Origin of the sequence: Prochlorococcus sp. MIT 1201, from assembly GCF_047303415.1 — a bacterium.
GTDB classification, from domain to species: Bacteria; Cyanobacteriota; Cyanobacteriia; order PCC-6307; family Cyanobiaceae; genus Prochlorococcus; species Prochlorococcus marinus_D.
In genome coordinates this window covers 759,849-786,703 of record NZ_CP138947.1, presented here as the reverse complement: position 1 = coordinate 786,703, position 26,855 = coordinate 759,849, and the positions used below count along the sequence as shown (strand labels likewise).

Sequence of the window (26,855 nt, the reverse complement as noted above, 5' to 3'; positions counted from 1 at the left end):
CTGTAGAGATATGCTTTTTAATACAAGAAATTAGTTGCTGGGCAATTCCTTCATGAGACAGGCTCTTGACTCTGTTGCTGAATTACTAGAAAGAAATGGCAAGCGAGTATCTGACCTGGAATTTCCTGATTTTGCTGAACGAGTACTTCAGGAAGCTTCACTTCATGAATCCGTAAATCCAACCAGTCTTTTAAATCATGTTTTTTCAGAAGAATATACGCATGACGAAAAAAAATTACATAGCAGTAGTAATGTTATCCCTTTAATTTCAACTGATCATTATCAAGTAATGGCACATCTCTGGATGGACGATTTTGCTGACCTCCATTCTCATGATTGGAGTGGTGCTTTTCAAGTCGTATGCGGGGATGCCATTCATTTTGAATACTCCTTTATTAAAAGTAAAGCAATCTCTAAATTGCTAAGCATTGGCAGCCTAGAGTTCACCTCATCTAAGAGAATTACAAGAGGAGATATTGTAAAAGTGCATCCTGGGCTCAGAATGGTGCATGGCGTTTGCCATTTGCCAAGGCCATCTTTAACTATAAGTGTTAGAAGAAGATGTGATTATACGCAGCCATTTAATATATACAAAGATGTCGCATTGGCAACAAATGCAACATCTCAAGAAGTCAGAAACTATCTTAAGATACTAAATGCATACAAAGCAATAGACTTTAATAAATACCTTGAAAAGTTAAAATATATCCTAAAAAAGCTAGATATAGATTTAACATATATTCTCTTGAAAAAGATTAGAGAATATAATCATGTACCTGAAAATCTATATACTGAAATCATCCATGACTGGCTTGATGGAGAAACTCTTCGCAATGCATTTATTCCTTCTCTATTAGAGCAGAACCGCCAGCCTCTATTCTATTCTAGGTGGAAGCTAATCCATGATCGAAGTCTTAGGGAGTTTATGGCATTTCTTTTCTTATCAAAAGATAGAGAAACAATGCTTAAATCTATTCAAGAAACGAAAGGTTACATTGCAGAAGAGTGTATCCTAGATTGGCTTGAGAAGATAAATGAGCTTCTGGGGATTGAGCACAGACCCTTCTTAGTTAAAGCAGCAAAATCACTTTTTATACTTGAGGGAGATCCTAAAAAGACCCAATTTAAGCTCATTGGAAATGCTGCAGACTCAAGAAAAGAATCCAGTCTAACAAGCATTCTTGAACTACTTATCAGAAGCCCTTTTCTCTCTGTACTGTTCAAATGAATACACTAAATACAGTTATCAAGGAATTATATCTGTCTATTCATTCGGAATGGATGCGAATGAAGTATGAACCCTCTGGGTTCCCCGAAGCAGCAACAATTGCACTTAAAAGATGTAAACTTCACGAGAATTTCAACTTGAATTCTCTACTGGAACATATGGTTTCAAAAGATCATCAAGCTCATAGATTAGGAACACATCCTGCAGCTGCTATACCCTTAATCAGATCGTCATATTTCAATGTGTATATCCATTTTTGGATTGATGAAGTTGCTGATCTTCATTCACATCAATGGGGGGGTGCTTTTACTATTCTTGACGGAGAAGCAATTCATTCAAGGTATGAATTTGAGGAAAGCAGATTCTTTCACTCTGACTTACGCATTGGCTCTATGAAATATCTGGGAATTGAGCGTTTGCTTCGTGGTGATGTGGTAAAAGTAGAACCAGGTTTGAACTTTGTTCATGGAGTCGCGCATATTCCTAGACCTTCAGTTAGTCTTAGCGTACGTAATTCTAATGGATTATCAGATTTAAAGAGTTTTTATAGACATATAGGTAATGCGGCATTATCAGCAAATTCTAAAGCTGCATTGCTTGACAATCAGCTCAAAGTATTATTGCCATTATCAATATCTCATGAACAGCTATTCTTAGAAAGGGTTAATAATATGCTCCAGTCAACAGATACATTAAGTGGCTATAAGATGCTGCTAAAAGTTCAATCTCTAAACTTAGAATATTCTAATTTTAAGGCCCTTTGTAAGCAATGGTCAGGAGATAGTCAAGACCGTCTAGCTCTAATCAAATCATTGCCATTAAGTCAGAGAGAAAACCTTGTTAGTGATCTATTTTCTGACATATATGATTATAGCTTGCGTCGATTTCTTGCAGTCATTATGTTCTCTCCTGATCATAAGTCAATTGTGGAGTCTGTAAAAGAACTATGGAATACGAAAAACTCATCAGAAATAATAACAGAACTTATTGCCGAGTTAAATAATAATGTCGGGGGGGATAGAGATTCGTTATTTACGACTATTTTTTGTGTTGCTTTAGAGTCTGGTGGTGATGCTCAAGTTATTATGAGAAATTTGAAAAATAAGCAAATGGTCAGCAAATCTGAAGAATCAATTCTATCAATGGTTAATCAGATTCTTGAAAATCCTTTTCTGAGTCCATTTTTTCGTAACCAATAAAGCCTTCTAATATTTCTCTTCTCAAGGAGTTTGCTTGTAAGGTTAAACTTTCTTTGCTCATCAAGCAGATTCTATCTAGCTCCATAGTCTCTCTTGCAAGCTCCTTTTTTGCTTTATTGGGTATAGGCACCATACTCTGTGCTATAGCAATGTTAAAGACACCTCTTGCTTGCATAATTATATTCTCTGGCATGATATTTACTGGGCACCGTAAACTACATAACCCACAGGCCACACATTTTGATGACATATCAATAGCCTCATTAAGTTCCCATTTTGCAAATCCCTTTATAACATTATTGACATCAATTTCCAATGGGCATATAGTATTACATGCATTACAGTCATTGCAATTATTGATTTCTGGATAGGTTTGTAAAAGTAGTTCTATAGGGTTTTGATCATGTGGATCAAAATTTCTTTCTTTAGATGGGATATGTGGGGTTGACATGATTTCCATTCCATCTACCACAAAATGCTGGCATCCCAGTAAACCAAGAAGTTCACTTTCTTCATTAATACGATAGATCAAGGCACAGGATCCACATATGCCTTGGCGACAACTTGTACCATGAATAAATGAAACCCCAACTTCTTCAAGTGCGTTTAAAACTGTAGCCCCAGCTCTAACTTGATATTTGATACCATTATATCTGATTTTGACTAAATTCCTAGTCATGATGATTCTATACTGAAACTATTTGCAGCAGTATCTTTTTGTTTGATTCCAATTGAGTCTATAGAATAGTCTGGGAAGAGTATGGGTGAATTAGTCTTCTCTTTAAATGATTGCTTATTGTGTTTAATTATATGATCAAGATTAACACTTGATCGGCAAGCATTTGCAGCGTAGTTAGCAGCATTCATTCCTGCTCGTCGCCCGAAAACTACTACTTCTAATAGTGCATTGCCACCAAGCCGATTATTGCCATGAATACCTCCCGAAACTTCGCCGGCTGCAAAAAGGCCAGGAACTGAGGTCTGACATTGAGAGTTAATATATAATCCTCCATTGTGAAAGTGAAGGGTCGGCCTAACCAGGCATGGAAATTTTTTTATATCCAAGTCAATGCGCATTAATCGTTCTGCAGTAGACGCTACTGTTCTTGATTCTAATCCTCTTACCTCAAGTCGTTTAATCAACTCTGGAGTATCAAGCCATACGCCAGATATTCCTGAAGCTGCTTGAACTCCTCTTCCCTCAGAACATTCTCGCAAAATTGCAGCGCTAACAACATCTCTAAGTTCCTTCTCGTTAATAAATCGTCTGCCATCACGATTAACAAGATGAGCACCTAGTAAACGAAAGTGCTCAGATATCAGTCTACCTTGACATCTTTCAGGCCATATCATTCCTGTCGGGTGATATTGTAATGAATCAATCTGCACAAGCTTTGCGCCTGCTCTATAAGCAACAACAAGTCCATCACCGGTTGCTCCGTAGTGGTTTGATGTGATGGATTTACCGCAGTGAAGACGTCCTAAACCGCCTGTAGCAAGAATGACAGACTTAGCAATTACATATTTATAAGAACCTGTATCTGTATTCAGTAGAACCGCACCGATACACCTTCCTTGAGCATCCTTCAGGCAATCAATAATTGGATGAAACTGAAGGGTTTTTATTCCATGCTTGTTTAACTCTCTACGTAGGGTTCGAATTATCTCCACACCGGTATCACCAATTAGTGATTTAACTCCTCGCGCCACGCTATGTCCTGCTAAGCGATTGTTCTCTTCTACTGAGGCTTCTTTGTTCCATTCAAGGGCTACACCCTGCATGCGTAACCATTCGATTGCATCAGGCCCCTCTTCTACCAATGTACGGACTAGAGTAGGGTCTGCAGCGAATCCGCCAGCGATAAAAGTGTCCAAAAAATGAAGAGATTTTGAGTCTTTTTTCCCTAAGGCCACGCTTATTCCGTTAGCCATCAATGTGTTGGAATCTCCAAGCCTGAGCTTTGTTGCAAGTAACACCGATGCCCCTTGGCCATGTGCAGATAACGCAGCAACCATCCCAGCTCCACCGCCACCAAGGACCAAAACATCGACTTCTTCGTCAATCCGTGGTGCTCGTTCACTTTTATAATTTATGATGCTTGGAGCTGCCAAGAGGTCAACTAGTTCGCGCGGAGCAGGATCGCCAGCATTGACCCCAAAAGGGATCAATTCCATCAACTCAGATTGCTGGTTAGGGTGATGGTCCTTTAGGAGTTGTTGTTTGAGTGAATTGTTCAGTGAAGGTGGATCTTTCCTGCATCCAAATGAAGATTCACTTTTAAAACTCTGATATAAAAAACTCATATAACCTCAGTTACTACAATTCATTCACTAGTCTAAAGATTGAGCATCATTGTTGACCTGGCCTCACTAAACCCAAACGTTGAGTATAGACTCTTGGCCTCTTTATTTGATTTTGAAACATTTAAACCCACTGACTTAGCACCTCTAGCTCGAGCAATTGAAGTTGCATGTTGTATTAATCTACTACCCAACCCTTGCCCCCTATATAAGGGAGTTATCGCTAGGGTGACAATCCAACATCGCACTACACCAGTAAAAAGATCTTCGTGATCGGCAACCCATAGATGACCTCCATAGTCATTATTTAATGTTTCAATTACGGTCACTTGTCCTCTATTCGCTTTTGGGCCAGAATCACTCCACTCATATTTACTTCGCAATACTTCTGGCCATCTCATTCTTAAACTTTCAATATCCAATTCTTCTGGAGGCAGTGAAGCGGAAATGGTCTCAATCTCTAGGGAAAGAAAAGGGCCCCAATCCTCACTCCTGTATGGCCTCATCTTCATAGGAATTGATGTCAAAACTTTAGTTTACTCAGTCAAATGGATGAACTTGTGCATCTGGTTTGGAGAGAAATCCTTTTGGTGACATAAGCCTTGTATAGAAATTACGCCGCTTATTTGTGGGCACATTTAAACGATCAGCAAGATCTTTTATGCTAATCCTGCCTCCTGCGATTTCATTGAACTCTTCTTCTGTGAGTTCCTCATCCATAGAAGCGTCAAAATCATTGGTGGCCATAGTCTTTCAAATGCATCTACATACTTCTTAGGCGACCTGATTCGTTCTGACTACAACTTCTACACGTTCTGAAACTATTGTATTTTCATGTGCTCTATTGATTAGATAAAAGTTGTTATAATGATTCACTGCTAAGTGCGGGCACTAAAAGTTTGGTGTGAGTGTTCAGCACGGGCATCTTTCAAAAGGCCAGCTGATCTCCATCACCCGACCCTGTTCAAAAGACAATCACTGATTGGGCTTGCTGGAGAGCTATGATAAGCTACATATTTACGCCTTTACCTAAATCTAATCTTGTTCACTCCATATATTTTGCCAATATCTATCTTAATAAGGTTCTTGGGTGTTGCATTTGATACAGCGCTGTCCTCATAAGTAATTTCCACATCGCCCAGGCCCTTTTGCTCACTAGCGAAGGGATATTTTTTGCTCTGCACATGTATGCCCTTTGCGTTTGGGTCTACTTGCCCTTCTCATCTTCTTAATACTGGATCTCCGCCTGTGCATAATCCTCCGGATTCCGCGCCCCCCATTGATTTCATCTGCAATAGCCTTCTCTTGCGCCTTCTTGTTCTCCTAAGCGATGTGCTCGAGTATTCCACGATGTCTATGTCATAACTCAGAGTATGACCACGACGAATCTCCTCAATCAATGTTTGGTGCCTGATCGACATCTCAACGAATCGTCCCCAAAAAGCCTGAGCTTCTTGAGCATCCAGCGAACGTTGTAGAAGCTGATTAGAGGTCTTAATACCACCCTTGACGACCAACCTTTTGACCTACGGATGTGTACAAGAGCCTGAGAGTTAGGGATGTAGCACTCCAGATTGTCGATCTAAGTAGCGATCTGTACTTAAACCTGACTGCTCTGCAGCTTGGCGATAGTTGCAGTAATGCTTCAACCATCAACTCTATGAATGAACGAAAAGATTGAGCGTTTAAGCAACTCTTCTAAATGAGCGATTTCTTGCTGATGTTATGCAACAAAATATCTAGAATCTTTATCGTATTCAAATCCACATTTCACTGAAAGTTCGACATCTGTATTGGGTTAAATAGTTCAAACGTCAGGCCGGTTATATTGACCAAAAGCTGCTGCCTTACGCAAATGAACCAATATCGAAAGCCTTCGAGTCAGTTACACGAAATCACATTAAGAGATAATTTTTCAATATAGAGATCAGACAAGTCAGCAGGAAGGTCTACCCATAGCAAAAACTTTGCTCTTGTTGAAAGCCCCAAAGCTAGAAAATAAGACAGAACTAGAAGAGTCCTGTCCTAATACCCATTAAATGCTCTTCAGATTACATGGAAATGAAGAGGGTTAAACCATATTCAAAACCCTGCCAATCTATCCAAGCAATGTTTTGCATTTTTGAGACTGGTCCACGCGGAGATCAACCAGTTCACCATTGCTAAACGTTGCCGATGCAGGTCAAGGAGTAACCATTCAAATAGATTGATCTGATAAAGAGCGATAACGACCAGGGACTATATTTTTCTCAAAACGAGAGTCTTTCCCTTCAAAATCAGACAACGTCCTGTTGTATCCCAGGAAACTAAAGCAGATAGCTCCTACTACACCTTTCGATAGCGCTTATACCCGCTACTCTTTGGCTGTATCACCAACGGGATTTGCCGCTTGGAGTTCGCCGATCTGCTCATTTAGGCGTTCAATCCACTGAGAGAGATGCTCTTTACGAGCTTCAAGTCATGCAATTTTCGCTAATTTTCTTCCTCACGGAGTTTGTTGTGCTCCGATTCAGTTATCACAACAACGCGATCAAGGGGGAATGGTGTAGTCAAAGGGAGCATTGAAGACTTCGTCGAATCGTGAGTACAGATCGTGCAGATCAAGACCTCTACAGCATGACGCCATCAGAACGTGTGAGCGAACTAAAAAGGTCGTAAGAGCCAGGACTGGTCGGGGCTAGGCATCACCTCCTGAACATCTCGCATACGGTTTGCGTACATAAGAATCCATCGATCAACCCATCGCATCTTCGAGGGAAGGCCAGAGCTTCTTTGCTTGAGCCAAGTTTCAACCCAGAGGCTTCTCTCCTGTGATCTTGTCGATTACGAAGACCTGCCCCTCGCTTGGCTCGCTGGCCTCGCCGTGTGCTGATATTCAGCAATACAAGCCTCGATCCACTTCTTCTCACGTTAGGCACAACTTTTTGTTCTTCCATTCCTGGCCATGTGAGAGCATCAGCTGGACAAGCCCTTCCGTATCTAGATGAACAACAAGGAAAGCGAGCAGGAAATCGATCTTCGGATTGCTCGTATCAAGAACGAATTGGCGGAGGCAGAGGCTCGTCTAAAAAACGAAATCGCTGAGATATTGGCTCGTCTAAAGAAGGAATTGGCGGAGGTAGAAGCTCCTCTAAAGAAGGAATTGGCTGAAGCAGAATTACAAAGGGGTTATATCCGTGCTGCTGCTAGGCAAAAGGAAATCCTGAAAGGTCTTCTCGAGCAGAAGCCAAGAGCTTGACTTGCTAGCTCTGAACTGGTGCAGGAGGGTGACACGACCCCTTACCCAGGGCTGACGTGGCCCTCCAAGCCTCTTTTTTCAAAAAGCTCTCGCATCTTCGAGGTGTCCGAAGCTGCTAGAAATACCGATGGGATAGCGGCTAACCCTTGAATCGACTCGCCACTAGACATGTGAAGATAATATCTACTAGCAGCTGGTCTATAGATGAACTATCAAATGTTGCTCGAATGCCATGCCGCAGGGACAGCAATAACTGTAAGAGAGGCACAGCTATTGGATCTAGAGCTTGACTCTCAAATCGCAAGTATCAAAGTTTCTCGAACGCAGGGTTGTATTGAAGTCGCTCCTGATCACATTTGCCAATCAGCTGGTGTCTGCAAAGGTAGTTTCTGGATCACTTGCTTTGCCGCTGTACTTGATCAGGTCACTCCTGTATCAGCCGGGAAGAAAGCAAGAGGCGCAACAGTCTTTGATGAGTTGATCAACAATCGTTATCTAGTTGATCGTTAGGCACTTGAGAACACACAGCTGCTATGCGATGAACAGAGAGCTGGTGTACCCCATGAAGTCAAAGGAGGACTATCTCACTCTTTATTCATGACTACAATTTAGGTCGGCTGGTAGCTGCAGCCAAAAGGGAAGTGGATAATGAAGCACCTTTTAAGCATGCAACTACCCCACAGGCCAGAGAGACTACGCCACTATAGACCTTTTGGGGCGTTGCTCTGGTATGAATTTTAGATCAAAAGTTTGTTTATATATTTAATGAGATATACAACCCTTTCGTCGTCATCTTTAAATCAAGCAAAAGTCAAAGTGGTATCACCTGGCTAAGGCCATTTAAGTAAATAATGACTGGCCCACCTCGGACAGTTAACCAGGCAGACAAAAGATAGTTCATAGGCTGTCAGTCAGGCCATAGCCCAAGAAGAAGACGGTCGGCAGACTTTCAGACGGATTGAACTCTTTAGCTTTCTGAGTACTTGATGCCGTGGCATTTGCACATCGCCTTGAGATAAGTGGGCATCGGCTAGCTTTAGGCCGTCGAATTCCGTGCTGGTATCTCCAGGATCCCATAAATACTCTCAAGTCCAGCAGTGAACCTCCCAAGGTTGTGATCTTTAGAACTGAATTGCTTTGCCATGGCTGTATGAGCTAGTAGCCCACTCTCTTATGCTCTTTTTATGATTTTCTGCCGGATTGGTGGAACAAAACTATCAGGCAATAGGACTAAATCGGCCCCAAAGAAACGACAGCCTTCTCCTTTGTCTTGAAAAAATACTTGCTTTCACGATACAAAGGGTATGATTAGGATCAATGGACTAAAGCAATGGATTTATTACTAGCGCTAGGCATTCCCATGGTGGTCTTGGGTCTAGCCTATCTACTGATCAATAATGCTTCAGGGTTTCCTGTTTGGTTAGAGAGGCTAACGAATAGAAGTGGAGCAATCTGGACATATGGTGTAATCATCATTGCCGTTATTTCCATAGTTAGATACGCCAGTGGAAATTAACTATGGGTTCATACCTTTTTAATTAAAATCATGCAAGAGTTCTCGAAAGCTAGTTTCACCGCACTATTTGCTTCTCCCAGATACGCTCTAGCGATGCTCTGAAGTCTTCTGTTGCGAATGCTCTATTCAGTGTCTTCTGGAAGAGTAGATGGGAGAGTCTTCTTAATTTCAGGCCCACAGCAAAGCAAGCAACTGCCCAAGCAAGGATTACCCAAATGGGATGTTGCATCGCTAAAGAGCCTCCGCTAAGACAATGCTCTATCAGGCTCCTATCGGCACGAAACCTTCATCAAGTTGCAATCTGCCGCCTGATCGACTCACATGCCTTCCCGTGCTTATCCCCATCCAGACAGGAGTCTCCTTGTCTGAGCAGTTCCTGTGCTACACGCTATGAACTGATGCCCTTGCAGCGATAACGTGTTCCCTTGCTGTTGCCCTGCTTGCTTGTCCTGTACCTGTAGTGCCATGGACGCTTGATCCCAGCAGAAACAGACCACATTCCCATTCCTCCTGGCCTGACAGTGATCTCTAGAGCTGAGTAGGTCTGTGATCACACCCTTTGATCTACTGCCAATAGACAAACGCATTTCCCGACTTCACTAATGAGTGATTGATGTTGCTGCCATTGCGAATGACCTCTGCCACGGTTCTTCCATAGCGATCAGTTGCCTTGGAGCGAAGAGTCACATCAGATCCAACCGCTCACAGAGCCTTTATTGCTTGTCGTGCTGATATGTCATACGGCGACTGTGAGGTCTCAGGAGCGGATTTGCAGGCAAAAGCGCACTTGGATGGATTGGCGGCCTTCTGTGCGGCGAGAGTGTCACCATCACCTATCGCAAGTACTTCTGCTGCATTGGAAGAGGCTGCCCAAAGAGTAAGAAGCAGAACTAAAAGTGCCTTGCCCATATCCGCTCCAAACACTTAGCAAACTCCTTTTCAGTCAACGGTTTAGCAAGCTCTTGCTTTCTCTTAGCTCTCCTGATCCACCAAATCATCAAACCCCAGTAGAAAACAACCAGCAAACCAACTTCGAAATAACTCCAGTGCAAGTGACCCATCAGTTCTCTCCCAGCCCTTTTAGTTCCTTCAGAAGGGCAGGGTTGAGGTTGTCATGGCAGCCAATGATCATCTGCGTGTCAATCGTGCCTTGCCTATAAGCGGCACATCCCTTGGCACAAAAATCTTTAGTTATCTGCTGCCATCGAGCAAAGGTTCGCGAAGGCAATTGAGATTTCAAATTCTTGTTGATCTTTTCAAAGACAAGTGTCTCAGTAGTGAGGCGGCTTTGAGTCTTCAACTGGAAAGTAAGCACGTTCTTCCTCATCAGATTCTTGGCTGCTGAGGTACTCATCAACTTCGTCATAGGAATCATCATCGACATCTCTTTCGTGAACAGTCATGCCTAAACCTCCATTTGATCTCATCTAACTCAATTTTGCCTGATCACATCTCATGGTGATAGGAGGAAGAAGCGTAGGTCAAGCAATAGAAGGGGGCTATGGCATTGCTGGTGAAGATGCCGGTGCGCTATCTAACAAGTCACGAGGCTCTATCTAGGTTGAAGACATGGCCTTGTCATAGAAGTCCTGCCTTGGCTCAAGCCTGCTTCTGAAGCTGATCTCACTAAACAACTCACAGTAGATAGCACGCTTGGGTTCAGGGTTCGCATCTAAGGGGAGAAGGTCCGCAAAGGTTTCAAAGCGCATTGTTAAAAAGTCCAATCCGGTGAGCTGCTTTCGCTCGTGTAAAAACCAGACAATCCTCTTGCTAGTGTATACAAGCTAAATCCATTAATCATTCTCAGATCCCAAGTCTACAACGGATAAGGTATAACGTTCAAGAGCGGAGTCTTCTAATACTGATAAAATATACAAATCATCTTAAACCCTATATATGCGATGCAGGCCAATCTCAGATTTCATTCTCAAATGTGCATTAGCCGGCATATTGCTCTGCACATCAACAACCTCTACGGAGCCAAAGGATAAAGTCATTGAAGGCACAACTTATAGCTATAATTGCAGAGAAGGGCTCTGGAAAAGCAAAATAATTGGTCGTGGAGTCAACGACAAAGATTGGATTACAATTGAAAGGCTGGAGGAGCTTTCAGGTGCTCGGCAAGTAAATATTAGGAATGATATTGAAAAATCATGCCAATCCTCTTCACTAATCTCTAAAGCTAAAAGAGCATTTGGAGCCGATTGTGAGCTAGCAAGTGATTCTTTTGATCCTAGGAATTGGCAAATCGATTACGCAAGTAGATTCAACGCTTATGGAAATAAGTAATTGATCTTCGCAATAAGATATGGTGATGGGAGCAGGAAGCTCTGCCTTTCGAAGAATAATTTCAGAGACAACTCACCCATCGAGACCCCAGGCAGGAGCCTGTTCCTCCATAACATCGAAAGACAAGCGGGTTCATCAGTTATTGAATACGAATATCACTCTGGGAATGGATGGGGCTACGAGGTTAAAAAGTACCGACTAGATTTTAGTGATCCAGAACGACCAAGTTTTAGCGTGGTTGATCGTTGGATTCATCAGCGGTAAATAGAATTCTTCTTACCTGAAGCAGGCAAAACACTACTTATGCTTATCTTAAAGCAAATGCTAAGGCTCAGTTGCTATTGCCATGTAGCTTTAAACCTATAGGATTTAGCTAATCAGTCATTTGCAAATGGATCGAAATGTTTTAGGTGAACCTCTCGAGATTTGTAGTTGTGATCCGAACACGGGTTGGTATCGAGACGGAAAATGTAGAACTGATGGGAATGACCTTGGTCAGCATACGGTTTGCTGCGTGATCAGCGAGCAATTTCTGACCTATAGCAAAGCTCAAGGCAACGATCTATCAACGCCAATGCCTCAGTATGGTTTCCCAGGCTTGAAGCCAGGTGATCATTGGTGTGTATGTGCATCTCGTTGGAAACAAGCCTATGATGATGGCATGGCCCCAAATATTCGATTAGAGGCAACGAATATTGAGGTTTTAACAGCTATAGATCTTCAGATACTCAAGCAATACAGTCATGCTTGAGCTGCATAGATCTTTGAGAATTGAGAGCACTAAGAGGCATGATCGATATCTCGGATGCGCTAAGGAATCATTATTTAATACTCTTCGAACAATACTTTGGCATCAATCAGATTTATGTATGTTGAAGAACTAAATACTTCCCAGTACTTTAAGGGATAGTGGCCATGGTTGTTATCAATCATCCCTTTGTGAAGGGCTTTCAGCAAAGGTCTGCTCCAAGCGCCTTTTAAATTCGTCGTCCCGACTGATTGGACTAAGATCCCTTTGCGGCTTGAAGTTTGTGCCGACTTCCTTTGGAGGCTTGAATTCGACTTGTAAGTCCCTTCTTTTACTGAATAGTCCCATCGTCATACCTAGCCACCAGAACTGAAGTCCAGCGAAAACAAGAAAACAGAGCCCAAGCCCTATGTAGCCAGCGTTCATCTCCATACAAGAAGCCTTGCATACAACTGGCATGGGGCTCGAGATGAGCAGGTGTGGCAAGAACAGGTGAACGCGTGCCAAACGAGAGAAGAAGTGAATCGAAGCTCGTGAACTCGACCAGCTCGCGGAGCAGATTGCTGACCGCTGGCTGCTAATGATGTGGGATCAGCCTGGCGCTGCGTAGGTGGGATAAAACAAACAGGGACTATGGATCTTGGATACAAGAGAACGCCTACTCCCCCCCTGTTGCTATGCGAGTGGGCATTTGATACCTAAGCTTGTTGCCTTGGTGCGTGCAAACGCCTTGTGACTTAGCCAAAGCGCGAAAGAACGCATGAGCTGCCCTCTGTACCTACCAGAGGGCCTTTTTTTATGGCAGAGGAGATAGACCTCGATCTGCTCAATCAACGTCGCCCTGCTTCCAGCCAGTGCCATCAATAGAGGGAGCCCAAAACTTGGTGCAGTCGGTTCTCGTCGCCTCTTCCCATTCCTTACCCCCCTAATTCTCCAGATATTGATTCAACTCTTTGCTTGAGTCGCCCCATCTTTCTCCGACGCACCACTGTGGGCATAGGTCGAGGTATTTTTCTAACAGTCAAGGTTGACGTATGGTTTCTCAGCTCTAGAAGGAGCAGCCAGAGCTCCGATCAGCAAGAAGAGCATCAGAGATTGAGCCGCATTGGCGAATGTATTTCTTTGGTTCTCCCAATAGCCTGAAGGGAGCCTTCTTTCTCTTGGGGCCTCAGTTCACATAAAGCCAGCGGGCCTGATCAAGCACCTGCTTCAACTGGTCGTCATCGAGAGCAAGGGCTTCTGGCCAAACATCAGAGAGCCAAGCACGTAGCTTGATGCAATCGATTCCAGCCTTGCTCTGCCAGGGTGTGAAAAACTCCTCCTGAGCAGCCAGAACTCGGAACTTCAGGAACTCCAGCAAGCGGGCTCGCAGCCGCTGTTGGTTTGGCATTGAATGGATCGTTCCGGTCCGTTAAAAATACAATTGCGATCAAAGAAAAAAGAAGTCAAGAAGAAACAGTAAGAGAGAGATGGATTAGCCGGCCTATAAGTGCCCCAAACTGGTGAATAGACGCAAGCATGCAAGCAGCAATCAACAACTGGATGATCACCAACCATCAGAGCAAGCTCCTTAAGATCATCGATAAAATCGGCTTGGGAGAAGAGAACAAGCTGAAGACTGAATCATTTCACCTCGTTTACTGAGCCATTTGGTCAGAAAAATCTGCTGATTCATTTTGAATTAATCCAAGCTGACTTTTCCCTTGTTGCTCAGCAACTCACCTCTTAAAGCCATGGTGTTGATCTTGTGGAGGTGTGCACCATCACGCTGCAGTTCAAGATTCCCTTAGGAACAAAAGCCCCCCGAGGAACCAGGAGGTCTTTTCTCTCCCACACCCATAGGTGCTAGCGGTCAGGTTTCAGCTGCCGCCAACCCTTTGTCTGGCACTGGTTCTTGCTGACAAGGCGGCAATTCGGCAATCTGCTTCTCGAGCTGATCAACAACTGAAAGATGCTCTGCTCTGCGTGCTTCAAGACGAGCAACGCGCTGTGCGTTTTGACGTTCCTGAGCAGCCATGTACGCAGAATCAGGGATCACAACAACGCGATCACGAGGCATGGTGTAGCCAAAGGGAGCATTGAAGACTTCGTCGAATCGTGAGTACAGGTCGTGCAGTTCAAGACCTCTACAGCATGACGCCATCAGAACGGGCGACCGAACCAAAAAGGTCACAAGGACCAGTGCCGGTTGGAGATAGACATCACCCCCTGAACGTCTCGTGTACGGTTTTTACGAATCAAAATCCATCGATCAATCCATCGCATCCTCGAGGGAACCCCAGAGCTTCTTTGCTTGCGCAAGGTTTCAAAGCAAACGCTTCTCTCCTGTGATCTTGTTGATGACATAGAACCGCTACTCGCTTGGATCGCTGGTTTCGCCGTTGATCTGATCTTCAGCAATAAGAGGCCCGATCCAATTCTTCTCAGATTGGGAGCAACTTTTATTGTTCTTGCTCTATCTGGTCATGTAAGCCCATCAGATGTGTGCAAGGCTTCTCTTATGCAACACGCTCTGAGTTGAGATGAATGCTGGCTATATCGCTCTTGGGATCTGTTTGCTTGTCTTCCTTGGCCTTCAGTTTTGGTGGGTAGGAATGACGATGAGAAATGGCCGTGGTGGGGCAAACGGATGGGGGAGAACAGGTCTTTTTGACTTCAGGTCTCAACAAGAGGTCAAACCAAAAGACAGCATCCAGAGCTACAAAATCAGAAAACAGTTAGAGGAAACCTTCTCTAAAAGCCCTTAAAGGCCCTCGATTACCTCGGTGGTGCACACTCCACCGGTCTTTCGATTTACGCAGATCAGATGTGTGCAAAGCTGCCGGTGTACAACAGGTGGTCTAAGTTTCAATACCCCCTTGGACTGCTATGGAGACGAACGCTGCTTTAGCACTTCTTCTCTCTTTGCTTGTCTTATTTGGCCTTGGTTTTTGGTGGTTGTTCAGACTGACGATCAGGAAAGGCCCTGATCGGGCCAGAGAAGTGAGAAAAGCAGGAGGGCTCTTTAACTTCAGTTCTCAACAGAAGGCCAGCTCGCGGCGCAAGATCGCACCAAACGACGCAATCAAAGAGCGATTGGAAAAAACCTTCGCTGATAGCGCTTCACGAACGGAGGACTAAGACGCCTTAACCCTGAGGAGGGGTAGAACTCCTGCCACCGATCTTTCTTGCGCTGCTTCCATCGCTCACGCGGGTCATCCACGTGGGGATTGATCATCTTGGTTTTCAGTAAGGCAGGCTCAGCCTTCATCGAGCGGCCTTGGACAACTCGATATCGCGATCGAGATCGCTAGGGCCAGCGCAATCCATGAATTGCAGAAACCACTAGCCCTTGGGGTCAGGCAACAAATACGCCGCGTCGCGCCTCATCTCACGCATCATTGTCAGTCGCCCATCAAGATCTTGCCTGCGCCATACGTCTCTGGCGGGTCAGGAATGGGCTGTTCCTCTGGGTTTTGTGGGATGGCTTCTTCCATCCCTAAATCGATCTCAATGAAAAGAAGAGATAGGGCACCAATGAGTAGAACAGCTCCTGCGAGTAGAGACCAATGGCGACGGTCCATACAGCGGTGAGGCAAGCACATGGACCTCTTCTACTGGAATTTGCCCTCACCCCTATTGAGCAAACGAATCAATCTCTTGATGGGGGTGGACAGGAGGGAATCAAACCAGTCATGATGAGAATGATTCCCATTCCCATTCTTGGTCTTGGTTCTCCGTCTATCGGCCGAGGCCACGGCTGGAGACTCAGGGGCCTTTCAGGGCGGCGGGTTGGACCAACCCCAAATGATGACCATGCGAATTCCACTCAATCAGCCAACAGCCTTGTTGCGACAACCATGAGTAAAACTTGGCTGATTTCGGGGCCTCCCGGCTGCGGCAAAACAACCTGGATCCTCAACACAATGCAGAGCCACCCAGGCTCTTGCGGATACCTGCGACTTGAGGGTTACACCGATGAAGGCCTTGAACAGGCCACCGACACGGGAATAGATCTTGCCTTTCTCCAAGATCAAATTCCTCAACTGAGAGACCTCACTGATCCGCATCTAGACCTCGCATCCCAACCGGACGACTTGCTGGCATTGATCGAAGTTCCTCAGTTCCGCCCTCCCAAGGAGAGTGGTCTGATCGGGATCGATCCTCGCGTCAAAGCTCAGCTCGAAGCATTTCAGCTGCTCCCTGACCGCCATCTCCACTTCGGCCAAGAGCCTGAATTGCCGAAGCGAGACACCCTGGAATTCAGCAAGCTCGAATCCTGGACCATCAGCCTTCACAAATATGTCTGGGACCCCAGCAGCCTCAACAGCTTCTGGTTCGAACTTGTGAACGGTGCCTATGGCGATGTTTACCGAGCCAAGGCATTAATGAATCTGCCTGATGGTCGTGCATTTTTCTGCAACTGGATGATGACTCAGGACGGTTCACAGTTCCTGCCCCTGCAAGCAGTTGCACCACCAAATGGCCGCCCCACTCGAGTGTCTGAATTGGTGGTTCAAGGCAAAGCGCTCGATGCAGTCGGCGCTCAGTCGACGATCGACGACTGCCTGCTTAACGATGCCGTATTGGAGATGCATCAGGCACCTCTGCGAGATCGGCAACCAGAACTCACTCACTCACGCTGATTGTTATGGCTCATGCTGTGATTTCGTGTCTGCACGCCAACCTCGCTGCATTCGAGGCGGTGCTGGATGACATTGATCAACAAGGGATCGAGACGATCACCTGCCTTGGCGATTTAGTGGGCTACGGCCCCCAACCCAACGAAGTTGTGGAGCTGGTGCGAGAACGTGCCATACCCACTTGTCAGGGCTGCTGGGACGAGGACATCATCGATGGACTGAATGCATGCGAGTGCAGTTACCCATCTCAGCTGGCAGAACGGCGCGGACACCTGGCCCATCAGTGGACAGCCGAGCGGATGACTGATGAGAACAAGGCCTTTCTGGCCAGTCTGCCGACATCGTTACGTCGAGATCGGCTCCTGTTTGTGCACGGCAGCCCCAATAGCCAACACGAATATCTGCTGCCAAATATGGATGCCTTTGCAGCACTCGAAAGGGTGGAAACGGCAGGAGCCGAGACCCTTTTCTGTGGACACACTCATCAGCCTTATGTGCGTGAACTGCGCAATGGATCAATTCATGTGCGCCTGCAAAACGCCGGCAGCCACAGCGCAGGGGAACACGAGCTCAATTTGCCAATGCGTCGAATCGTCAATGCTGGCTCTGTGGGCGAGCCACGTCACGGCAGTACCAGCGCCACCTATGTGATTCACAACGATGCCACTGATGAGGTTGAGATCAAAGAGGTGAGCTATGACGTTGGGCGAACCTGTCAAGCCATTGTTGAAGCGGGGCTACCTCCAGTGTTCGCCTGGCGCTTGAGCCATGGCTTCGAATATGCCGAACAAGCAGAAGACGCCAGCCACGTGTGTGAACGCTGATGGATCGCTGGGCACTCGTAAGCGGTCTCCGCGGAGATTTGGAGGTTTATAACCTCATCCAGCGAGACTTAAAGAAAACCCGTGGGGTAGAGACCCTCTTTGTCTTGGGAGATCTGATTGGTCCTGATCGCAACTGCAACGCACTGTTGAACCGTCTGCAAAACCCTCATCGCAATGAATTAAAACCCCAATGCATCTATGGGTGGTGGGAAGAACAATTGCTTGCAGAGCGCGGGTTTCGTGGTGATCGAAATGCCGAAGCACTACGTCTCAACCAAGGAGAAGATGCTGTGCATGCACTTGTCAATGCTGTTGATTCTGCTCACTTGAACTGGCTGGCCTCTCTTCAATTCGGCTTCATTGAACTGGATTGTGGTCTCATCCATGGCAGCTCGGCGGACGTTGGCGACAACCTGACGCCTGAGAGCTCACCGTTAGTGCTCCTTGATCGCCTCACACGACTCGATGTGAACAGACTGTTCACTGCACGCAGCACTAAGCAATTTCGTCTTGAGTTAACAGGTGGAGGTATCGACTCACAAGTCAAGGATTTGGAGGGTCAACAGCAACATCAACAGACGGTTCCCAAACGGAGCGTGATCGGCATCGGAGCTGGCCCTCATTACACCCTGTACGACCCAGGCAGCGATCAAATCGACTTCCTCACTGCCGGAAGTCAAACGCCATCCAAGCATCGCGGTTTTGCTTGAACGAACCCTGCCCAACAGGACAAGTTAAAAGTTCAGTGAAAGACAGGAGCGCCTAAACCCTTGATGGCAATGGGGTTTAACACTCTCTTACGATCCAATGCTTAGAAAAGCGAAAGCTTTTAAACGCTCAAGCAGTTCCCCTTTGAAGCAATCATTGGCTCCTTTCCCTAAGCATTCCTTGTCTGCTGAAGCCACAATAAAAAAACCTGGAGCTATGAGCGGAGGAGGGCAGGTAGGCATTGCCTTGTTAACCACGCCCCCAATCTTCACTCCTATCCAATAACCCCTTACTGTCACTTGCCAGCAACTGGCCAACTCAGACAAGAAAAAGGGGCCCGCAGGCCCCGTAGAACGTGCTGTTGTATCCCAGCAAACGACGGCAGAGGGGTCCCACTCCAGCTGCCGTTAGCGATCACTCTTTTGTGGCCGCTAACTCTTTGTCTGGCTCAGCTGCTGGCAGGGCCGCTTGGAGTTCGCCGATCTGCTCATTGAGGCGCTCAATTACCTGAGAGTGATGCTCTTTGCGAGCTTCAAGCTTGGCAACTTGGCGCTCATTTTCTTGCACACGCAGCTTGTTGTACTGCGAATCAGGGATCACAACAACGCGATCACGAGGAATGCTGTAGCCGAATGGAACGTCAAAGACGGAGTCGAATAGTGAATACATGATTGTTCTCTTCAAGACCCTCTTAGTTTGACTCCACCAGAATGTTCAACCGAACCAAAAGGGTCGTGAGAACCAGGGCCGGTCGGAGATAGACATCCCGTTTTGAACGACTCTGGTACGGTTTTCGCGACTCAAAATCCATCGATCAACAGATGGCACCTTCAAGCGTCTAGCAAAGAACTGTCGTTTAGACGGCGTTATGAAGTTCTGATTGAGGGTTTACATGCTCATTGCGAAGATGTTGAGCAACAAAAAAACACATCCTTGGATATCTGCAATTCATGAGTGAGTGAAGATATCTCTCCTGTTCTGAAGCTCAGAGTGGGGTGGCAAGCTCAGAAAGAGAACTGACAGTGGCGAGCCAACCCTCTTATCATTCAATCAGTCCATCTGCCTCCAGTTCCTCTCGATGCTTAAGGGCTCTTCTCAATTGGCCTGCAACAAAAGGAATGTGGAGTGCATACTTCTGCAGTTGAGCCCGCTCCTCGAGGCTGACAGGTTCTCCAGTCGCTAAGCGATGGATGATCTCCTCCACACGTCTACGAGTGTCTGTTCTCAGGGTGCGGAAAACCATTTTTTTGCAGAGCCCTCGGCAGCGTTAACCCAATTTAGGGTCAGTTTCTCAAGCCGCTTGCAAGGAGAGGGATAGCGCCACAGCTCCCTTGGTTCTGCAAATCGATTGGGCATCAAAAGGTTACCTGGCAATAGAAAATCTCTGGATGGTTGCTAGCAAATAAGCACCATCTCGATATGCATTTGCCATCCCATCGTCGTTGGCTCCCTGTCAGCTTCTTTGCTGCTTTTAGTGTCTTACCGATTGCGCTCGCAAATGAACCTGGGTTGAGCCCTAAGGAAGTCGTTCGCCGCTACAGCCATACGGTGGCCTGCCAGATCTATGGGTCAACTTCTGGTTATCAGCAATACGCCACGGTCGAGCTTGAACCAGCTCACTCCAAGTACCCATCTGGTGCTTGGCTGGTGGGTTGGACGGGCGATCTGGGATGCATGGGGGGCAATGGCACCCTTGGTCTACAAATCAATTTGGTCTCGCAGAACGGCTTTTCGAATAGAACCGTCAGCCCGGTGGTGATTGACTCTCGACCCATGCCAGATCTCGCAATGAACGGCTTGCGGGATCTCAGCTTCAAAGATGGAGTCGTGACCATCCGCGGAACGACGGGACGGGCGAAGTTCGGCACCTATCAGGAAGTGACTGCTCGCTACCGCTGGAATGGGATGTGGACTGGTGGAGATCAGCCCAGGTTTGAACGATTGCCCTAGAGCATCACCCGCGGACGATCAATCAACTGCTGGTGCCACCTAGATGCACATCGCACCGAGACCGCTTGCTGCAGGTGGCTCCAACTCTCAATCGCATTACGGATGTTGGTGTGAAGCTGGCTGTGCTCTCAGGCGAGGCAAGATTTAGCGATAAGTGAAATAACAGCTCTGAGGCTGTAGATGTTCGAGCAATTGAGGGCAAAAATGAGAGCAAAGCGCTTACTTCCGACTGGCTGCAGTTTTCACATCACACTGCGCTGCAATAGCCGGCAGTTCTTGATTGCCAAAGCCCTTAGGCGTGATCTGTTGTTGGCGGTACTTCAAAAGACCAAACAGAAGTTTGCGGTGAAGGTTGATGGGCTCTGCCTGATGGCGAACCATCTTCACTTGCTGGTTAAGCCAACCGATGCCAAGGATTTGCCGAGGCTGATGCATTGGTTTGCTTGGTACTCCGCCATGGCCCTAAACCGCTTGTGCGGGCGTTGCGAGCACTTCTGGGAGGCCAGGTATTTCTCAACGCCAATCCACCCCAAAGACCACAGAAGAGAGTTGAACACCTTGAGGACTATCCATACCAATCTCAAAGTGGCTGTTGTAAGGAAAGGCTTTGATGACCCTTACCCAACTATGGCCACTACAGCAGGTTGCAATCAGACGGCATCAGTGTGTGGCCGCCAACCTTTTTAAAGCTCTCGGCAACGCTGGATGAATCCAGAGTATTTCATAAGGATTAGATGGTAGGAATATGTCAACAGTAACTATTAGCTCAGAGACAAGAAAGGGGCCCGCAGGCCCCGTAGAACGTACCGTTGTATCCCAGCAAATATCGGCAGATGGGTCCCACTCCAGCTGCCGTTAGCGGTCACTCTTTTGTGGCCGCTATCTCTTTGTCTGGCTCTGCTGCTGGTAGTGCAGCTTGGAGTTCGCCGATCTGCTCATTGAGGAGCTCAATCACCTGAGAGTGATGCTCTTTGCGAGCTTCAAGCTTGGCAACTTGGCGCTCGTTTTCTTGCGCACGCAGCTTGTTGTACTGCGAATCAGGGATCACAACAACGCGATCACGAGGGATGCTGTAGCCGAATGGAACGTCAAAGACGGAGTCGAATAGTGAATACATGATTGTTCTCTTCAAGACCCTCTTAGTTTGACTCCACCAGAATGTTCAACCGAACCAAAAGGGTCGTGAGAACCAGGGCCGGTTAGCGATAGACATCCCATCGTGAACGTCACAGGTACGGTTTTCGCGACTCAAAATCGATCGATCAACAGGTCGCATCGTCAAGGGAAGACAAGAGTTGCATGGCTTGAGCAAGTCTCAAGCCTGGAGGCTTCTCTGCTATGAACTCCTCGAGCACCTAAAACTGACCCCGCTTGGCGCCTATAGCTCGCCGTTGCCTTGAAATTCAGCAATAGGGTTCGCGAGCTCTTTCTTCTCACGCTGCGCACGTTTACGCCTGTTCTTGCCATCGCTGGCCATGTGAGACCATCAGCTGAGCGAGATTTCCCGCGCCTCGATGCTCAGTAAGTCCATAACTGGGATGTTCGGTCGTCGAAACAAAAAAGATGCTCCCAAGGAGGAACCCACAGAAACAGATCTCGAAAGGGGCTACAGGCTCGCTGCCGCTAGACAAAAGGAGATCTTGAAAGAACTTCTCGCGCAAAAACCAAAGCCCTGACTTTCCACCACTGGTCTAGGGGCAGAGGGGTTGAAACGACCCTCACCACACGGCTCACTTGGCACTCCAGCCCACTTTTTGCAGTCTTTTCCATCGCTCCCTTAGGTCATCCACATCGGGATCCATCGATCTGGTTTTCAGTACGGCGGGCTCGCCTCTCATCCGCCGGCCTTTGATCACTTCGATGGGGCGGTCGAGATCGCTCTTGTCAGTCGCCCATCAAGATCTTGCCTTCGCCGTACGTCTCTGGCGGGTCAGGGATTTGCTGTTCCTCTGGGTTTTGCGGGATGGCTTCTTCCATGCCCAAATCGATCTCAACGAAAAGAAGAGACAAAACACCAATCAGCAATGCAGCCACTGCCAGTAGAGACCAGTGGCGACGGTCCATCATTGAATCAATAACAATCAGTACCAATGCTCTACTAGATCACAGCGCCTTGTTGAATGAAAGCTTTGGAGTTAGCAGCTTTTTTTATCCAGATCAAACGGATAGTCAGTCATTCATTCAAGTCTTAGAAGGATAAAAAAAGGTTTTCTCCAAGGCAACAACAACTCCGTTGGCATTGGACGATTCGCCTCATCAAAATCCAAAAATACTGGTATCAAGATGCAGTGACTATTCCATTTCAACTGGATAAAGACAAGCTGGTTAGCGATATGGACTGACTGAATTCACCAGCAGGTCAACTCTTCAGAGGCCATCGAATCGAACATTTAGGTTCACCCTTTCAGGCCCTAGGGCAGTAGCTTGCGTCACCAAAACTGCTGTCTTTTGGCTTGCTGTTCCATCAACTGACACGCCAATGGGTGGTGCCCAGGTCGCGGAAAACCCCCAGGGTCCAATCGTGGTTCGGATTGGTTGCTCGCTATAACCTGCCTTTGTCAGAGCACTTTTGACAATTGGAAAGAGTGTTTCAGCTGTGCCATTGAGCTGACCATTGAGCCCAGTTTGACCAATCGCATTTGCCATAAATAGAGGAGCCAACTTCCCTCTCACCTCCTTGGGAAGCGTGTTCAGAAGTACCGATGGCTTTTCCGCCCATGCAGCTGGCGAAAGAGTGGTGAACAAAAACACAGCCGCGACCAGGAATCTGCGCATCAGTTGGGGGTATTTCTCTCTCAGTTGTAGCCAAAACAATCGATTTGCCCATGGCAGTAACAAGGCTGAGGATGAACTGCTCATCGATGACCAAGGCAAAGCACCCAGCCACCATGACGATCTGACCACTGCCTAAAAACCGTCGCGATGACGAGTAAGCAGGGCCGCTTGAATTCAGCGCTAAGAACCCGGACCAGAAAAAAGAGACAATGCGCCGGTCTTAGGCATGCCCCATGCCAGTGCAAGCATGCTGATCAGCAACAACTTGAATTGAGCCCCCTGCGACCATCGCCACTGATTGGCTCATGCATACCACATCAAAGAGATCACCTAGATGTTGATGTGATGCGCAAGCAGGCAAGACAATAAAAAAGGCCCATTAGGGCCAGGGACAAACCTTGTGGTTCTCACAGGGCTCGATGAGGTTTGGCGACTGCAAGACCGCGCAGTCCGAAAAAGGCAAGGACGGAGCTGATGCCGGTGAGAAGTACAAGGGTCGAGACCAAAGTGGGGGTCAGTTCATAGCAACTACCCCAAAAGCTGATACCCATGTCAGTTACAGCAAGACTTTTAGTTCATAGCAACAACTCAGCCAATCGCCAATGGGGCCAGGTTGATCGTTGCTGATCAGGTCAATGGCAATGAATGGCGCCAACGATCAATTAAGCAAAAAGACTTGCTTTTGCAGGCGGTGTAAAACGACAGAACCACCTCAGCTCACCTCAATCGTGTGGTTCATAGCAGCTGCGAGATTGTCAATCAAAGAACAAACAAAATCCAACATTTGCGAAGCATCCATCCTGACTGAAGCCGCTAAACCCTGGTCTTAAAGGGATTGGACGCCATGGATCGTTCAGACAACCTCGCCAAGATGGCAGTTCAGGCCACTTAAGCAGTACACCACTACAGAAAAAAAAAGATCACTCCAGCAACACACGCTGCGAGCCCCACAAACAAGAACCAAGACCGATATCGCCCGTCAGCGAATGTTCTGATGCCTTAGTTGGTGGACAGCATCAAGTCATACCAGTGGGTTTGCCAGCATATAAAAAAGACCCTTGGTTGCTTTGCATTCACAGCAAGGGTCTTGGCGTTCTCTTGTGAGGTGGGGTTAGCTCGCAGTACGAGCTAGCTCCTTAGCCTTGTCTGACAGAGCTCCTTCAAGAGTCAACCTTGCGATCTGAATTTCAAGACGTTCAAGGGCGCTGAGGTATGCAGCCTTGGTTTGCTCGAGGTCTGCAACACGTGCAGCCTTCTGAGCGTCGTAATGAGCCTTGTACTCACCATCACTCATTGCATAGAAGGTGGGTTTTACAGAGGCGCTTGAGGATGCGAAATAACTGTCGAGGAGCTCGCCTTTGTCCTGATAGTCAGCAATGCGGTTGTCTAAGGAGGTCATTGGAGGGAGAGAAAAATCGTTCCTTATCGGGCTGCATTTAAAGGGCCATCCAGGAGGCAGTGGGTACGGTTTCCGCGAATAAAACTCGATAGGCAGATACTTGCTGTGTGCCAACGTCACCCAGAGCACCTTGACTTGTGCCTGGTTTAACTGCAGCTGTTGTTCCTCTGCTCTGCGGCGATGCGGTTCTAGAACCACTCCTGCTCAGTTGTGCGCGTCGCTGCTGGTGTACACCTCTTGCCATGAGAGCCGATCAACTAGGCAAGAAATCTTCTTAGTCAGAGCTCATCCCAACTCAAGCAGGTTGGAGGGTTCTAAAGAGCAGGGATTCATAAACGGCTATCGCCAACAAGATCAAGACGATTCCGCTCACCAATACTTTGCCGTTCATCGATGTCTTAGAGACAGGCACTTCCCTTTCTACTTTCTGCTCAAGTGCTGTGCTAATCCAGTCTTGCAAGAACCTGCCACCCTTGCGCTGAGAATGCTGGCCTGGCCATCTCAACCCAATAACTGGGCAAGGCTTTCGCTCTGCACCAATTGAAAATGAGGCAAAGAAGGGCAGCCCAAAGGATTGCACCGTTTAGGACTCATGCGTGCTCAAGTCGGGCCAAGGTCCCCATTGGCAAACCTGGCGATCCCTTCCAAGCTGACCCCGCCAACCAGCACAAATTCATAAACAGCGATCCCCACAAGGGATAGGACGATGGCCAGAACCACAACTTTGCCGTTCATCGATGCACCACTTGAAAGCATGAAGGATTGATCAACACTCAACCTGGTTGGAGGAATCTGACGATCAAAGGTTCACATAGAGCGACACCAGCCAGTAGCAGGGCGATTGCCAGAAAAAGAGCTTTGCCACTCATCTATTGCATTGGGGCGTGTCATCCCTTTCTAATTTCACCTGAGGTGCTGTGCAGCATTGATCGATCGGTGCACTCATCACCACTGGGGTGGCGCAGCGCTCCAAAACCCCTTGATGCCTTGTTTACATCGCTCCATGAGCTCCATGGCGTCTTCGATGCAATCGTCAAGCCTCCTTGCCGTGAGCAGCAACAGAGGCTGATGAGGCCATCAATCAAGCGTGCTGCAGCCTAGTCGCATCCTTCTACTGCAACTGATCAACGTCTCCTTTCAACTCTCAGTTCTCAACGCTCTTCTGATCAACATCGATCTACGGCCTGGCTGAAGAGGCAACAACAGAGCCACTCAACACATCTCCTGACAGACATCCGAGCGGATCGGCAAGGGACTGACGAACCAAGCGCTAGCCACCGATGCGATATATCAAGTTTTCTTGATGGATTGCTAACTTTTCCTCGTTTCACCTACCTGAACGGACTTCGCAGCGTTGTTACTGCTTCTATCGCTGGTTCACTCTTGGCCGCTGGCGGTTTTTGGGCTGTAGAAGACCTCCTGGCAAACGGAGCAGAGGCAGGCATGATCATTCTCACCAATAGCTACACCGCAGCCACGAGATGCAACTGATCAACCGCCCCTCAGGGGGCTTTTTTGCCCTGATACGCGTAGACCAGCTTCGTCTAGACGTATAAGCCAAGTAAACCAATGATCATCGAGAAGGATCTTTAAGCCTGAGGGGCTAAGCCCAGGCGAGGCCTGGATAGAACCTGCTGTTCATCTTGAACAAACGTTAATGCTGGTTGTACTTGTATTCATCGATACTCAAGATGGAACCAGCTGTTTTGACAACGGTGGTTTTTTCGCAAGCGATCCAAACCAAACCTCTCACTTATACGTCGCCTGCGGCACGTGAACGTGAAATTTACTTCTCATCTGCAAGGAATTTGGCCAACGCTCAGTTTCAACTTGCTGATGCTGAGCTGACGCAGAGGTTATGGCAGGACGTGAGCGATCGCAATCTTGATGTGGATCGGGTGCTCAACTTGATGTATGGATGCTGGTTCCACGACGATGCGGAAGCGATGATCGATGCAGACGAGGCTTTTCTCCAGAGCGGGCGTGCGGAAACTTGAGGCCATGGTGGACGCCCTATAGAACGCCATGCCAAATCGTTGACGGTCAACCGCCCCTTCG

The 26,855-nt window shown here is 47.1% G+C and carries 33 protein-coding genes and 2 pseudogenes; 14 read left to right on the top strand and 21 right to left on the bottom strand.

Annotated elements, in window-relative coordinates:
- Positions 1–52: 52 nt before the first annotated feature.
- Together SIB41_RS03885 and SIB41_RS03880 are read left to right on the top strand one after the other, a co-directional pair.
- Positions 53–1,228, top strand: coding sequence for a hypothetical protein (locus SIB41_RS03885; protein WP_413360581.1), 1,176 nt, complete (start codon positions 53–55; stop codon positions 1,226–1,228).
- Complete coding sequence (locus SIB41_RS03880) at positions 1,225–2,427, top strand: hypothetical protein (RefSeq protein WP_413360579.1); 1,203 nt, start codon at positions 1,225–1,227, stop codon at positions 2,425–2,427. Before SIB41_RS03885 ends, SIB41_RS03880 begins: the two co-directional genes overlap by 4 nt.
- On the opposite strand, the gene SIB41_RS03875 is transcribed toward SIB41_RS03880, so the two are convergent.
- The 4 genes from SIB41_RS03875 to SIB41_RS03860 all read right to left on the bottom strand — a co-directional run bounded on the left by SIB41_RS03875 (position 2,375) and on the right by SIB41_RS03860 (position 5,475).
- The gene (locus tag SIB41_RS03875; protein ID WP_413360577.1) at positions 2,375–3,106 is read right to left on the bottom strand and encodes a 2Fe-2S iron-sulfur cluster-binding protein; all 732 of its coding nucleotides are present in this window, start codon (positions 3,104–3,106) and stop codon (positions 2,375–2,377) included. The two genes, SIB41_RS03880 and SIB41_RS03875, sit on opposite strands and share 53 nt — an antisense overlap.
- Positions 3,103–4,731, bottom strand: coding sequence for an FAD-binding protein (locus tag SIB41_RS03870; RefSeq protein ID WP_413360575.1), 1,629 nt, complete (start codon positions 4,729–4,731; stop codon positions 3,103–3,105). Before SIB41_RS03870 ends, SIB41_RS03875 begins: the two co-directional genes overlap by 4 nt.
- A gap of 32 nt (positions 4,732–4,763) precedes the next feature.
- Positions 4,764–5,129 (bottom strand): GNAT family N-acetyltransferase, encoded by a 366-nt coding sequence (locus SIB41_RS03865; protein ID WP_413361372.1) that lies wholly within the window; start codon positions 5,127–5,129, stop codon positions 4,764–4,766.
- Between the two features lie 139 nt (positions 5,130–5,268).
- Positions 5,269–5,475 (bottom strand): hypothetical protein, encoded by a 207-nt coding sequence (locus SIB41_RS03860; protein ID WP_413360573.1) that lies wholly within the window; start codon positions 5,473–5,475, stop codon positions 5,269–5,271.
- A gap of 2,236 nt (positions 5,476–7,711) precedes the next feature.
- On the opposite strand from SIB41_RS03860, the gene SIB41_RS03855 reads away from it, so the two are divergent.
- Both SIB41_RS03855 and SIB41_RS03850 read left to right on the top strand, forming a co-directional pair.
- Positions 7,712–7,966 (top strand): hypothetical protein, encoded by a 255-nt coding sequence (locus tag SIB41_RS03855; RefSeq protein ID WP_413360571.1) that lies wholly within the window; start codon positions 7,712–7,714, stop codon positions 7,964–7,966.
- A 204-nt stretch (positions 7,967–8,170) separates the two neighbouring features.
- On the top strand, positions 8,171–8,476 hold the full coding sequence (locus SIB41_RS03850; protein ID WP_063395352.1) for a hypothetical protein: 306 nt from the start codon (positions 8,171–8,173) through the stop codon (positions 8,474–8,476).
- Positions 8,477–10,046: 1,570 nt separating this feature from the next.
- On the opposite strand, the gene SIB41_RS03845 is transcribed toward SIB41_RS03850, so the two are convergent.
- Together SIB41_RS03845 and SIB41_RS03840 are read right to left on the bottom strand one after the other, a co-directional pair.
- Positions 10,047–10,169, bottom strand: a complete 123-nt coding sequence (locus tag SIB41_RS03845) for a thermonuclease family protein (RefSeq protein WP_413360569.1) — start codon at positions 10,167–10,169, stop codon at positions 10,047–10,049.
- Positions 10,170–10,753: 584 nt separating this feature from the next.
- Positions 10,754–10,885 (bottom strand): hypothetical protein, encoded by a 132-nt coding sequence (locus SIB41_RS03840; protein WP_255359767.1) that lies wholly within the window; start codon positions 10,883–10,885, stop codon positions 10,754–10,756.
- 1,277 nt (positions 10,886–12,162) lie between these two features.
- Here SIB41_RS03840 and SIB41_RS03835 point away from each other — a divergent pair.
- On the top strand, positions 12,163–12,522 hold the full coding sequence (locus SIB41_RS03835; protein ID WP_063399058.1) for a DUF2237 family protein: 360 nt from the start codon (positions 12,163–12,165) through the stop codon (positions 12,520–12,522).
- Positions 12,523–13,687: 1,165 nt separating this feature from the next.
- On the opposite strand, the gene SIB41_RS03830 is transcribed toward SIB41_RS03835, so the two are convergent.
- The 4 genes from SIB41_RS03830 to SIB41_RS03815 form a co-directional block, all read right to left on the bottom strand.
- On the bottom strand, positions 13,688–13,909 hold the full coding sequence (locus SIB41_RS03830; RefSeq protein WP_011130345.1) for a hypothetical protein: 222 nt from the start codon (positions 13,907–13,909) through the stop codon (positions 13,688–13,690).
- A gap of 462 nt (positions 13,910–14,371) precedes the next feature.
- Positions 14,372–14,662, bottom strand: coding sequence for a guanylate-binding protein (locus tag SIB41_RS03825; RefSeq protein WP_081215454.1), 291 nt, complete (start codon positions 14,660–14,662; stop codon positions 14,372–14,374).
- Positions 14,663–15,583: 921 nt separating this feature from the next.
- Entirely contained in the window at positions 15,584–15,769 is a 186-nt protein-coding gene (locus tag SIB41_RS03820; RefSeq protein ID WP_196757062.1) for a hypothetical protein, read from the bottom strand.
- 133 nt (positions 15,770–15,902) lie between these two features.
- On the bottom strand, positions 15,903–16,082 hold the full coding sequence (locus SIB41_RS03815; protein ID WP_063399061.1) for a hypothetical protein: 180 nt from the start codon (positions 16,080–16,082) through the stop codon (positions 15,903–15,905).
- Between the two features lie 276 nt (positions 16,083–16,358).
- On the opposite strand from SIB41_RS03815, the gene SIB41_RS03810 reads away from it, so the two are divergent.
- Genes SIB41_RS03810 through SIB41_RS03800 form a run of 3 tightly spaced genes read left to right on the top strand, consistent with a single transcriptional unit; the run spans position 16,359 to position 18,675 of the window.
- On the top strand, positions 16,359–17,144 hold the full coding sequence (locus SIB41_RS03810; protein WP_413361370.1) for an ATPase: 786 nt from the start codon (positions 16,359–16,361) through the stop codon (positions 17,142–17,144).
- A 5-nt stretch (positions 17,145–17,149) separates the two neighbouring features.
- Positions 17,150–17,965 (top strand): metallophosphoesterase family protein, encoded by an 816-nt coding sequence (locus SIB41_RS03805; RefSeq protein ID WP_011130339.1) that lies wholly within the window; start codon positions 17,150–17,152, stop codon positions 17,963–17,965.
- Complete coding sequence (locus SIB41_RS03800) at positions 17,965–18,675, top strand: hypothetical protein (RefSeq protein ID WP_063395361.1); 711 nt, start codon at positions 17,965–17,967, stop codon at positions 18,673–18,675. Before SIB41_RS03805 ends, SIB41_RS03800 begins: the two co-directional genes overlap by 1 nt.
- Positions 18,676–19,087: 412 nt before the next feature.
- On the opposite strand, the gene SIB41_RS03795 is transcribed toward SIB41_RS03800, so the two are convergent.
- Together SIB41_RS03795 and SIB41_RS03790 are read right to left on the bottom strand one after the other, a co-directional pair.
- The gene (locus tag SIB41_RS03795) at positions 19,088–19,342 is read right to left on the bottom strand and encodes a guanylate-binding protein (RefSeq protein ID WP_413360566.1); all 255 of its coding nucleotides are present in this window, start codon (positions 19,340–19,342) and stop codon (positions 19,088–19,090) included.
- A 373-nt stretch (positions 19,343–19,715) separates the two neighbouring features.
- Complete coding sequence (locus tag SIB41_RS03790) at positions 19,716–19,916, bottom strand: hypothetical protein (protein WP_063395349.1); 201 nt, start codon at positions 19,914–19,916, stop codon at positions 19,716–19,718.
- A 176-nt stretch (positions 19,917–20,092) separates the two neighbouring features.
- On the opposite strand from SIB41_RS03790, the gene SIB41_RS03785 reads away from it, so the two are divergent.
- Together SIB41_RS03785 and SIB41_RS03780 are read left to right on the top strand one after the other, a co-directional pair.
- A complete protein-coding gene (locus SIB41_RS03785; protein WP_413360564.1) occupies positions 20,093–20,623 on the top strand; it encodes a flagellar basal body rod protein in 531 nt (176 codons plus the stop codon).
- 180 nt (positions 20,624–20,803) lie between these two features.
- Positions 20,804–21,327: pseudogene (locus SIB41_RS03780) on the top strand (transposase); the annotation flags it as partial.
- Positions 21,328–21,485: 158 nt separating this feature from the next.
- Here SIB41_RS03780 and SIB41_RS03775 read toward each other — a convergent pair.
- The gene (locus SIB41_RS03775) at positions 21,486–21,740 is read right to left on the bottom strand and encodes a guanylate-binding protein (RefSeq protein WP_413360562.1); all 255 of its coding nucleotides are present in this window, start codon (positions 21,738–21,740) and stop codon (positions 21,486–21,488) included.
- Between the two features lie 279 nt (positions 21,741–22,019).
- On the opposite strand from SIB41_RS03775, the gene SIB41_RS03770 reads away from it, so the two are divergent.
- Positions 22,020–22,148, top strand: coding sequence for a hypothetical protein (locus SIB41_RS03770; RefSeq protein ID WP_413360560.1), 129 nt, complete (start codon positions 22,020–22,022; stop codon positions 22,146–22,148).
- Between the two features lie 205 nt (positions 22,149–22,353).
- On the opposite strand, the pseudogene SIB41_RS03765 reads toward SIB41_RS03770, so the two are convergent.
- The 8 genes and pseudogenes from SIB41_RS03765 to SIB41_RS03730 all read right to left on the bottom strand — a co-directional run.
- Positions 22,354–22,491 (bottom strand): annotated as a pseudogene (locus SIB41_RS03765) (DUF1651 domain-containing protein); the annotation flags it as partial.
- 16 nt (positions 22,492–22,507) lie between these two features.
- Positions 22,508–22,690: a hypothetical protein gene (locus tag SIB41_RS03760; protein WP_155724849.1), complete on the bottom strand. Its 183-nt coding sequence runs from the start codon at positions 22,688–22,690 to the stop codon at positions 22,508–22,510.
- A 300-nt stretch (positions 22,691–22,990) separates the two neighbouring features.
- Positions 22,991–23,482: a hypothetical protein gene (locus tag SIB41_RS03755; RefSeq protein WP_413360557.1), complete on the bottom strand. Its 492-nt coding sequence runs from the start codon at positions 23,480–23,482 to the stop codon at positions 22,991–22,993.
- Positions 23,483–23,805: 323 nt separating this feature from the next.
- Positions 23,806–23,949 carry a hypothetical protein gene (locus tag SIB41_RS03750; protein WP_155724852.1) on the bottom strand — a complete coding sequence of 48 codons (144 nt, stop codon included), beginning with the start codon at positions 23,947–23,949 and terminating at the stop codon, positions 23,806–23,808.
- Positions 23,950–24,509: 560 nt separating this feature from the next.
- The gene (locus SIB41_RS03745) at positions 24,510–24,797 is read right to left on the bottom strand and encodes a hypothetical protein (RefSeq protein ID WP_063419255.1); all 288 of its coding nucleotides are present in this window, start codon (positions 24,795–24,797) and stop codon (positions 24,510–24,512) included.
- A 37-nt stretch (positions 24,798–24,834) separates the two neighbouring features.
- Positions 24,835–25,041, bottom strand: coding sequence for a hypothetical protein (locus tag SIB41_RS03740; RefSeq protein WP_413360554.1), 207 nt, complete (start codon positions 25,039–25,041; stop codon positions 24,835–24,837).
- 51 nt (positions 25,042–25,092) lie between these two features.
- Entirely contained in the window at positions 25,093–25,257 is a 165-nt protein-coding gene (locus tag SIB41_RS03735) for a hypothetical protein (protein WP_413360551.1), read from the bottom strand.
- Positions 25,258–25,397: 140 nt separating this feature from the next.
- Complete coding sequence (locus SIB41_RS03730; RefSeq protein WP_268873943.1) at positions 25,398–25,532, bottom strand: hypothetical protein; 135 nt, start codon at positions 25,530–25,532, stop codon at positions 25,398–25,400.
- A 177-nt stretch (positions 25,533–25,709) separates the two neighbouring features.
- On the opposite strand from SIB41_RS03730, the gene SIB41_RS03725 reads away from it, so the two are divergent.
- The 3 genes from SIB41_RS03725 (at position 25,710) to SIB41_RS03715 (ending at position 26,794) form a co-directional block, all read left to right on the top strand.
- A complete protein-coding gene (locus SIB41_RS03725; RefSeq protein ID WP_413360549.1) occupies positions 25,710–25,898 on the top strand; it encodes a hypothetical protein in 189 nt (62 codons plus the stop codon).
- Positions 25,899–26,105: 207 nt separating this feature from the next.
- Positions 26,106–26,288 carry a hypothetical protein gene (locus tag SIB41_RS03720; protein WP_011825786.1) on the top strand — a complete coding sequence of 61 codons (183 nt, stop codon included), beginning with the start codon at positions 26,106–26,108 and terminating at the stop codon, positions 26,286–26,288.
- A 200-nt stretch (positions 26,289–26,488) separates the two neighbouring features.
- Entirely contained in the window at positions 26,489–26,794 is a 306-nt protein-coding gene (locus tag SIB41_RS03715; protein WP_413360547.1) for a hypothetical protein, read from the top strand.
- The last annotated feature ends 61 nt before the right edge of the window (positions 26,795–26,855 follow it).

Bases quoted from the DNA above. Each gene is read 5' to 3' on its own strand.
- SIB41_RS03885 (WP_413360581.1), top strand. From the start codon at position 53: ATGAGACAGGCTCTTGACTCTGTTGCTGAATTACTAGAAAGAAATGGC.
- SIB41_RS03880 (WP_413360579.1), top strand. From the start codon at position 1,225: ATGAATACACTAAATACAGTTATCAAGGAATTATATCTGTCTATTCAT.
- SIB41_RS03875 (WP_413360577.1), bottom strand. From the start codon at position 3,106: ATGACTAGGAATTTAGTCAAAATCAGATATAATGGTATCAAATATCAA.
- SIB41_RS03870 (WP_413360575.1), bottom strand. From the start codon at position 4,731: ATGAGTTTTTTATATCAGAGTTTTAAAAGTGAATCTTCATTTGGATGC.
- SIB41_RS03865 (WP_413361372.1), bottom strand. From the start codon at position 5,129: ATGAGATGGCCAGAAGTATTGCGAAGTAAATATGAGTGGAGTGATTCT.
- SIB41_RS03860 (WP_413360573.1), bottom strand. From the start codon at position 5,475: ATGGCCACCAATGATTTTGACGCTTCTATGGATGAGGAACTCACAGAA.
- SIB41_RS03855 (WP_413360571.1), top strand. From the start codon at position 7,712: ATGAACAACAAGGAAAGCGAGCAGGAAATCGATCTTCGGATTGCTCGT.
- SIB41_RS03850 (WP_063395352.1), top strand. From the start codon at position 8,171: ATGAACTATCAAATGTTGCTCGAATGCCATGCCGCAGGGACAGCAATA.
- SIB41_RS03840 (WP_255359767.1), bottom strand. From the start codon at position 10,885: ATGACTGTTCACGAAAGAGATGTCGATGATGATTCCTATGACGAAGTT.
- SIB41_RS03835 (WP_063399058.1), top strand. From the start codon at position 12,163: ATGGATCGAAATGTTTTAGGTGAACCTCTCGAGATTTGTAGTTGTGAT.
- SIB41_RS03830 (WP_011130345.1), bottom strand. From the start codon at position 13,909: ATGCCAAACCAACAGCGGCTGCGAGCCCGCTTGCTGGAGTTCCTGAAG.
- SIB41_RS03825 (WP_081215454.1), bottom strand. From the start codon at position 14,662: ATGGCGTCATGCTGTAGAGGTCTTGAACTGCACGACCTGTACTCACGA.
- SIB41_RS03820 (WP_196757062.1), bottom strand. From the start codon at position 15,769: ATGAAGGCTGAGCCTGCCTTACTGAAAACCAAGATGATCAATCCCCAC.
- SIB41_RS03815 (WP_063399061.1), bottom strand. From the start codon at position 16,082: ATGGACCGTCGCCATTGGTCTCTACTCGCAGGAGCTGTTCTACTCATT.
- SIB41_RS03810 (WP_413361370.1), top strand. From the start codon at position 16,359: ATGAGTAAAACTTGGCTGATTTCGGGGCCTCCCGGCTGCGGCAAAACA.
- SIB41_RS03805 (WP_011130339.1), top strand. From the start codon at position 17,150: ATGGCTCATGCTGTGATTTCGTGTCTGCACGCCAACCTCGCTGCATTC.
- SIB41_RS03800 (WP_063395361.1), top strand. From the start codon at position 17,965: ATGGATCGCTGGGCACTCGTAAGCGGTCTCCGCGGAGATTTGGAGGTT.
- SIB41_RS03795 (WP_413360566.1), bottom strand. From the start codon at position 19,342: ATGTATTCACTATTCGACTCCGTCTTTGACGTTCCATTCGGCTACAGC.
- SIB41_RS03790 (WP_063395349.1), bottom strand. From the start codon at position 19,916: ATGGTTTTCCGCACCCTGAGAACAGACACTCGTAGACGTGTGGAGGAG.
- SIB41_RS03785 (WP_413360564.1), top strand. From the start codon at position 20,093: ATGCATTTGCCATCCCATCGTCGTTGGCTCCCTGTCAGCTTCTTTGCT.
- SIB41_RS03775 (WP_413360562.1), bottom strand. From the start codon at position 21,740: ATGTATTCACTATTCGACTCCGTCTTTGACGTTCCATTCGGCTACAGC.
- SIB41_RS03760 (WP_155724849.1), bottom strand. From the start codon at position 22,690: ATGATGGACCGTCGCCACTGGTCTCTACTGGCAGTGGCTGCATTGCTG.
- SIB41_RS03755 (WP_413360557.1), bottom strand. From the start codon at position 23,482: ATGAGCAGTTCATCCTCAGCCTTGTTACTGCCATGGGCAAATCGATTG.
- SIB41_RS03750 (WP_155724852.1), bottom strand. From the start codon at position 23,949: ATGGGTATCAGCTTTTGGGGTAGTTGCTATGAACTGACCCCCACTTTG.
- SIB41_RS03745 (WP_063419255.1), bottom strand. From the start codon at position 24,797: ATGACCTCCTTAGACAACCGCATTGCTGACTATCAGGACAAAGGCGAG.
- SIB41_RS03740 (WP_413360554.1), bottom strand. From the start codon at position 25,041: ATGGCAAGAGGTGTACACCAGCAGCGACGCGCACAACTGAGCAGGAGT.
- SIB41_RS03730 (WP_268873943.1), bottom strand. From the start codon at position 25,532: ATGAACGGCAAAGTTGTGGTTCTGGCCATCGTCCTATCCCTTGTGGGG.
- SIB41_RS03715 (WP_413360547.1), top strand. From the start codon at position 26,489: ATGGAACCAGCTGTTTTGACAACGGTGGTTTTTTCGCAAGCGATCCAA.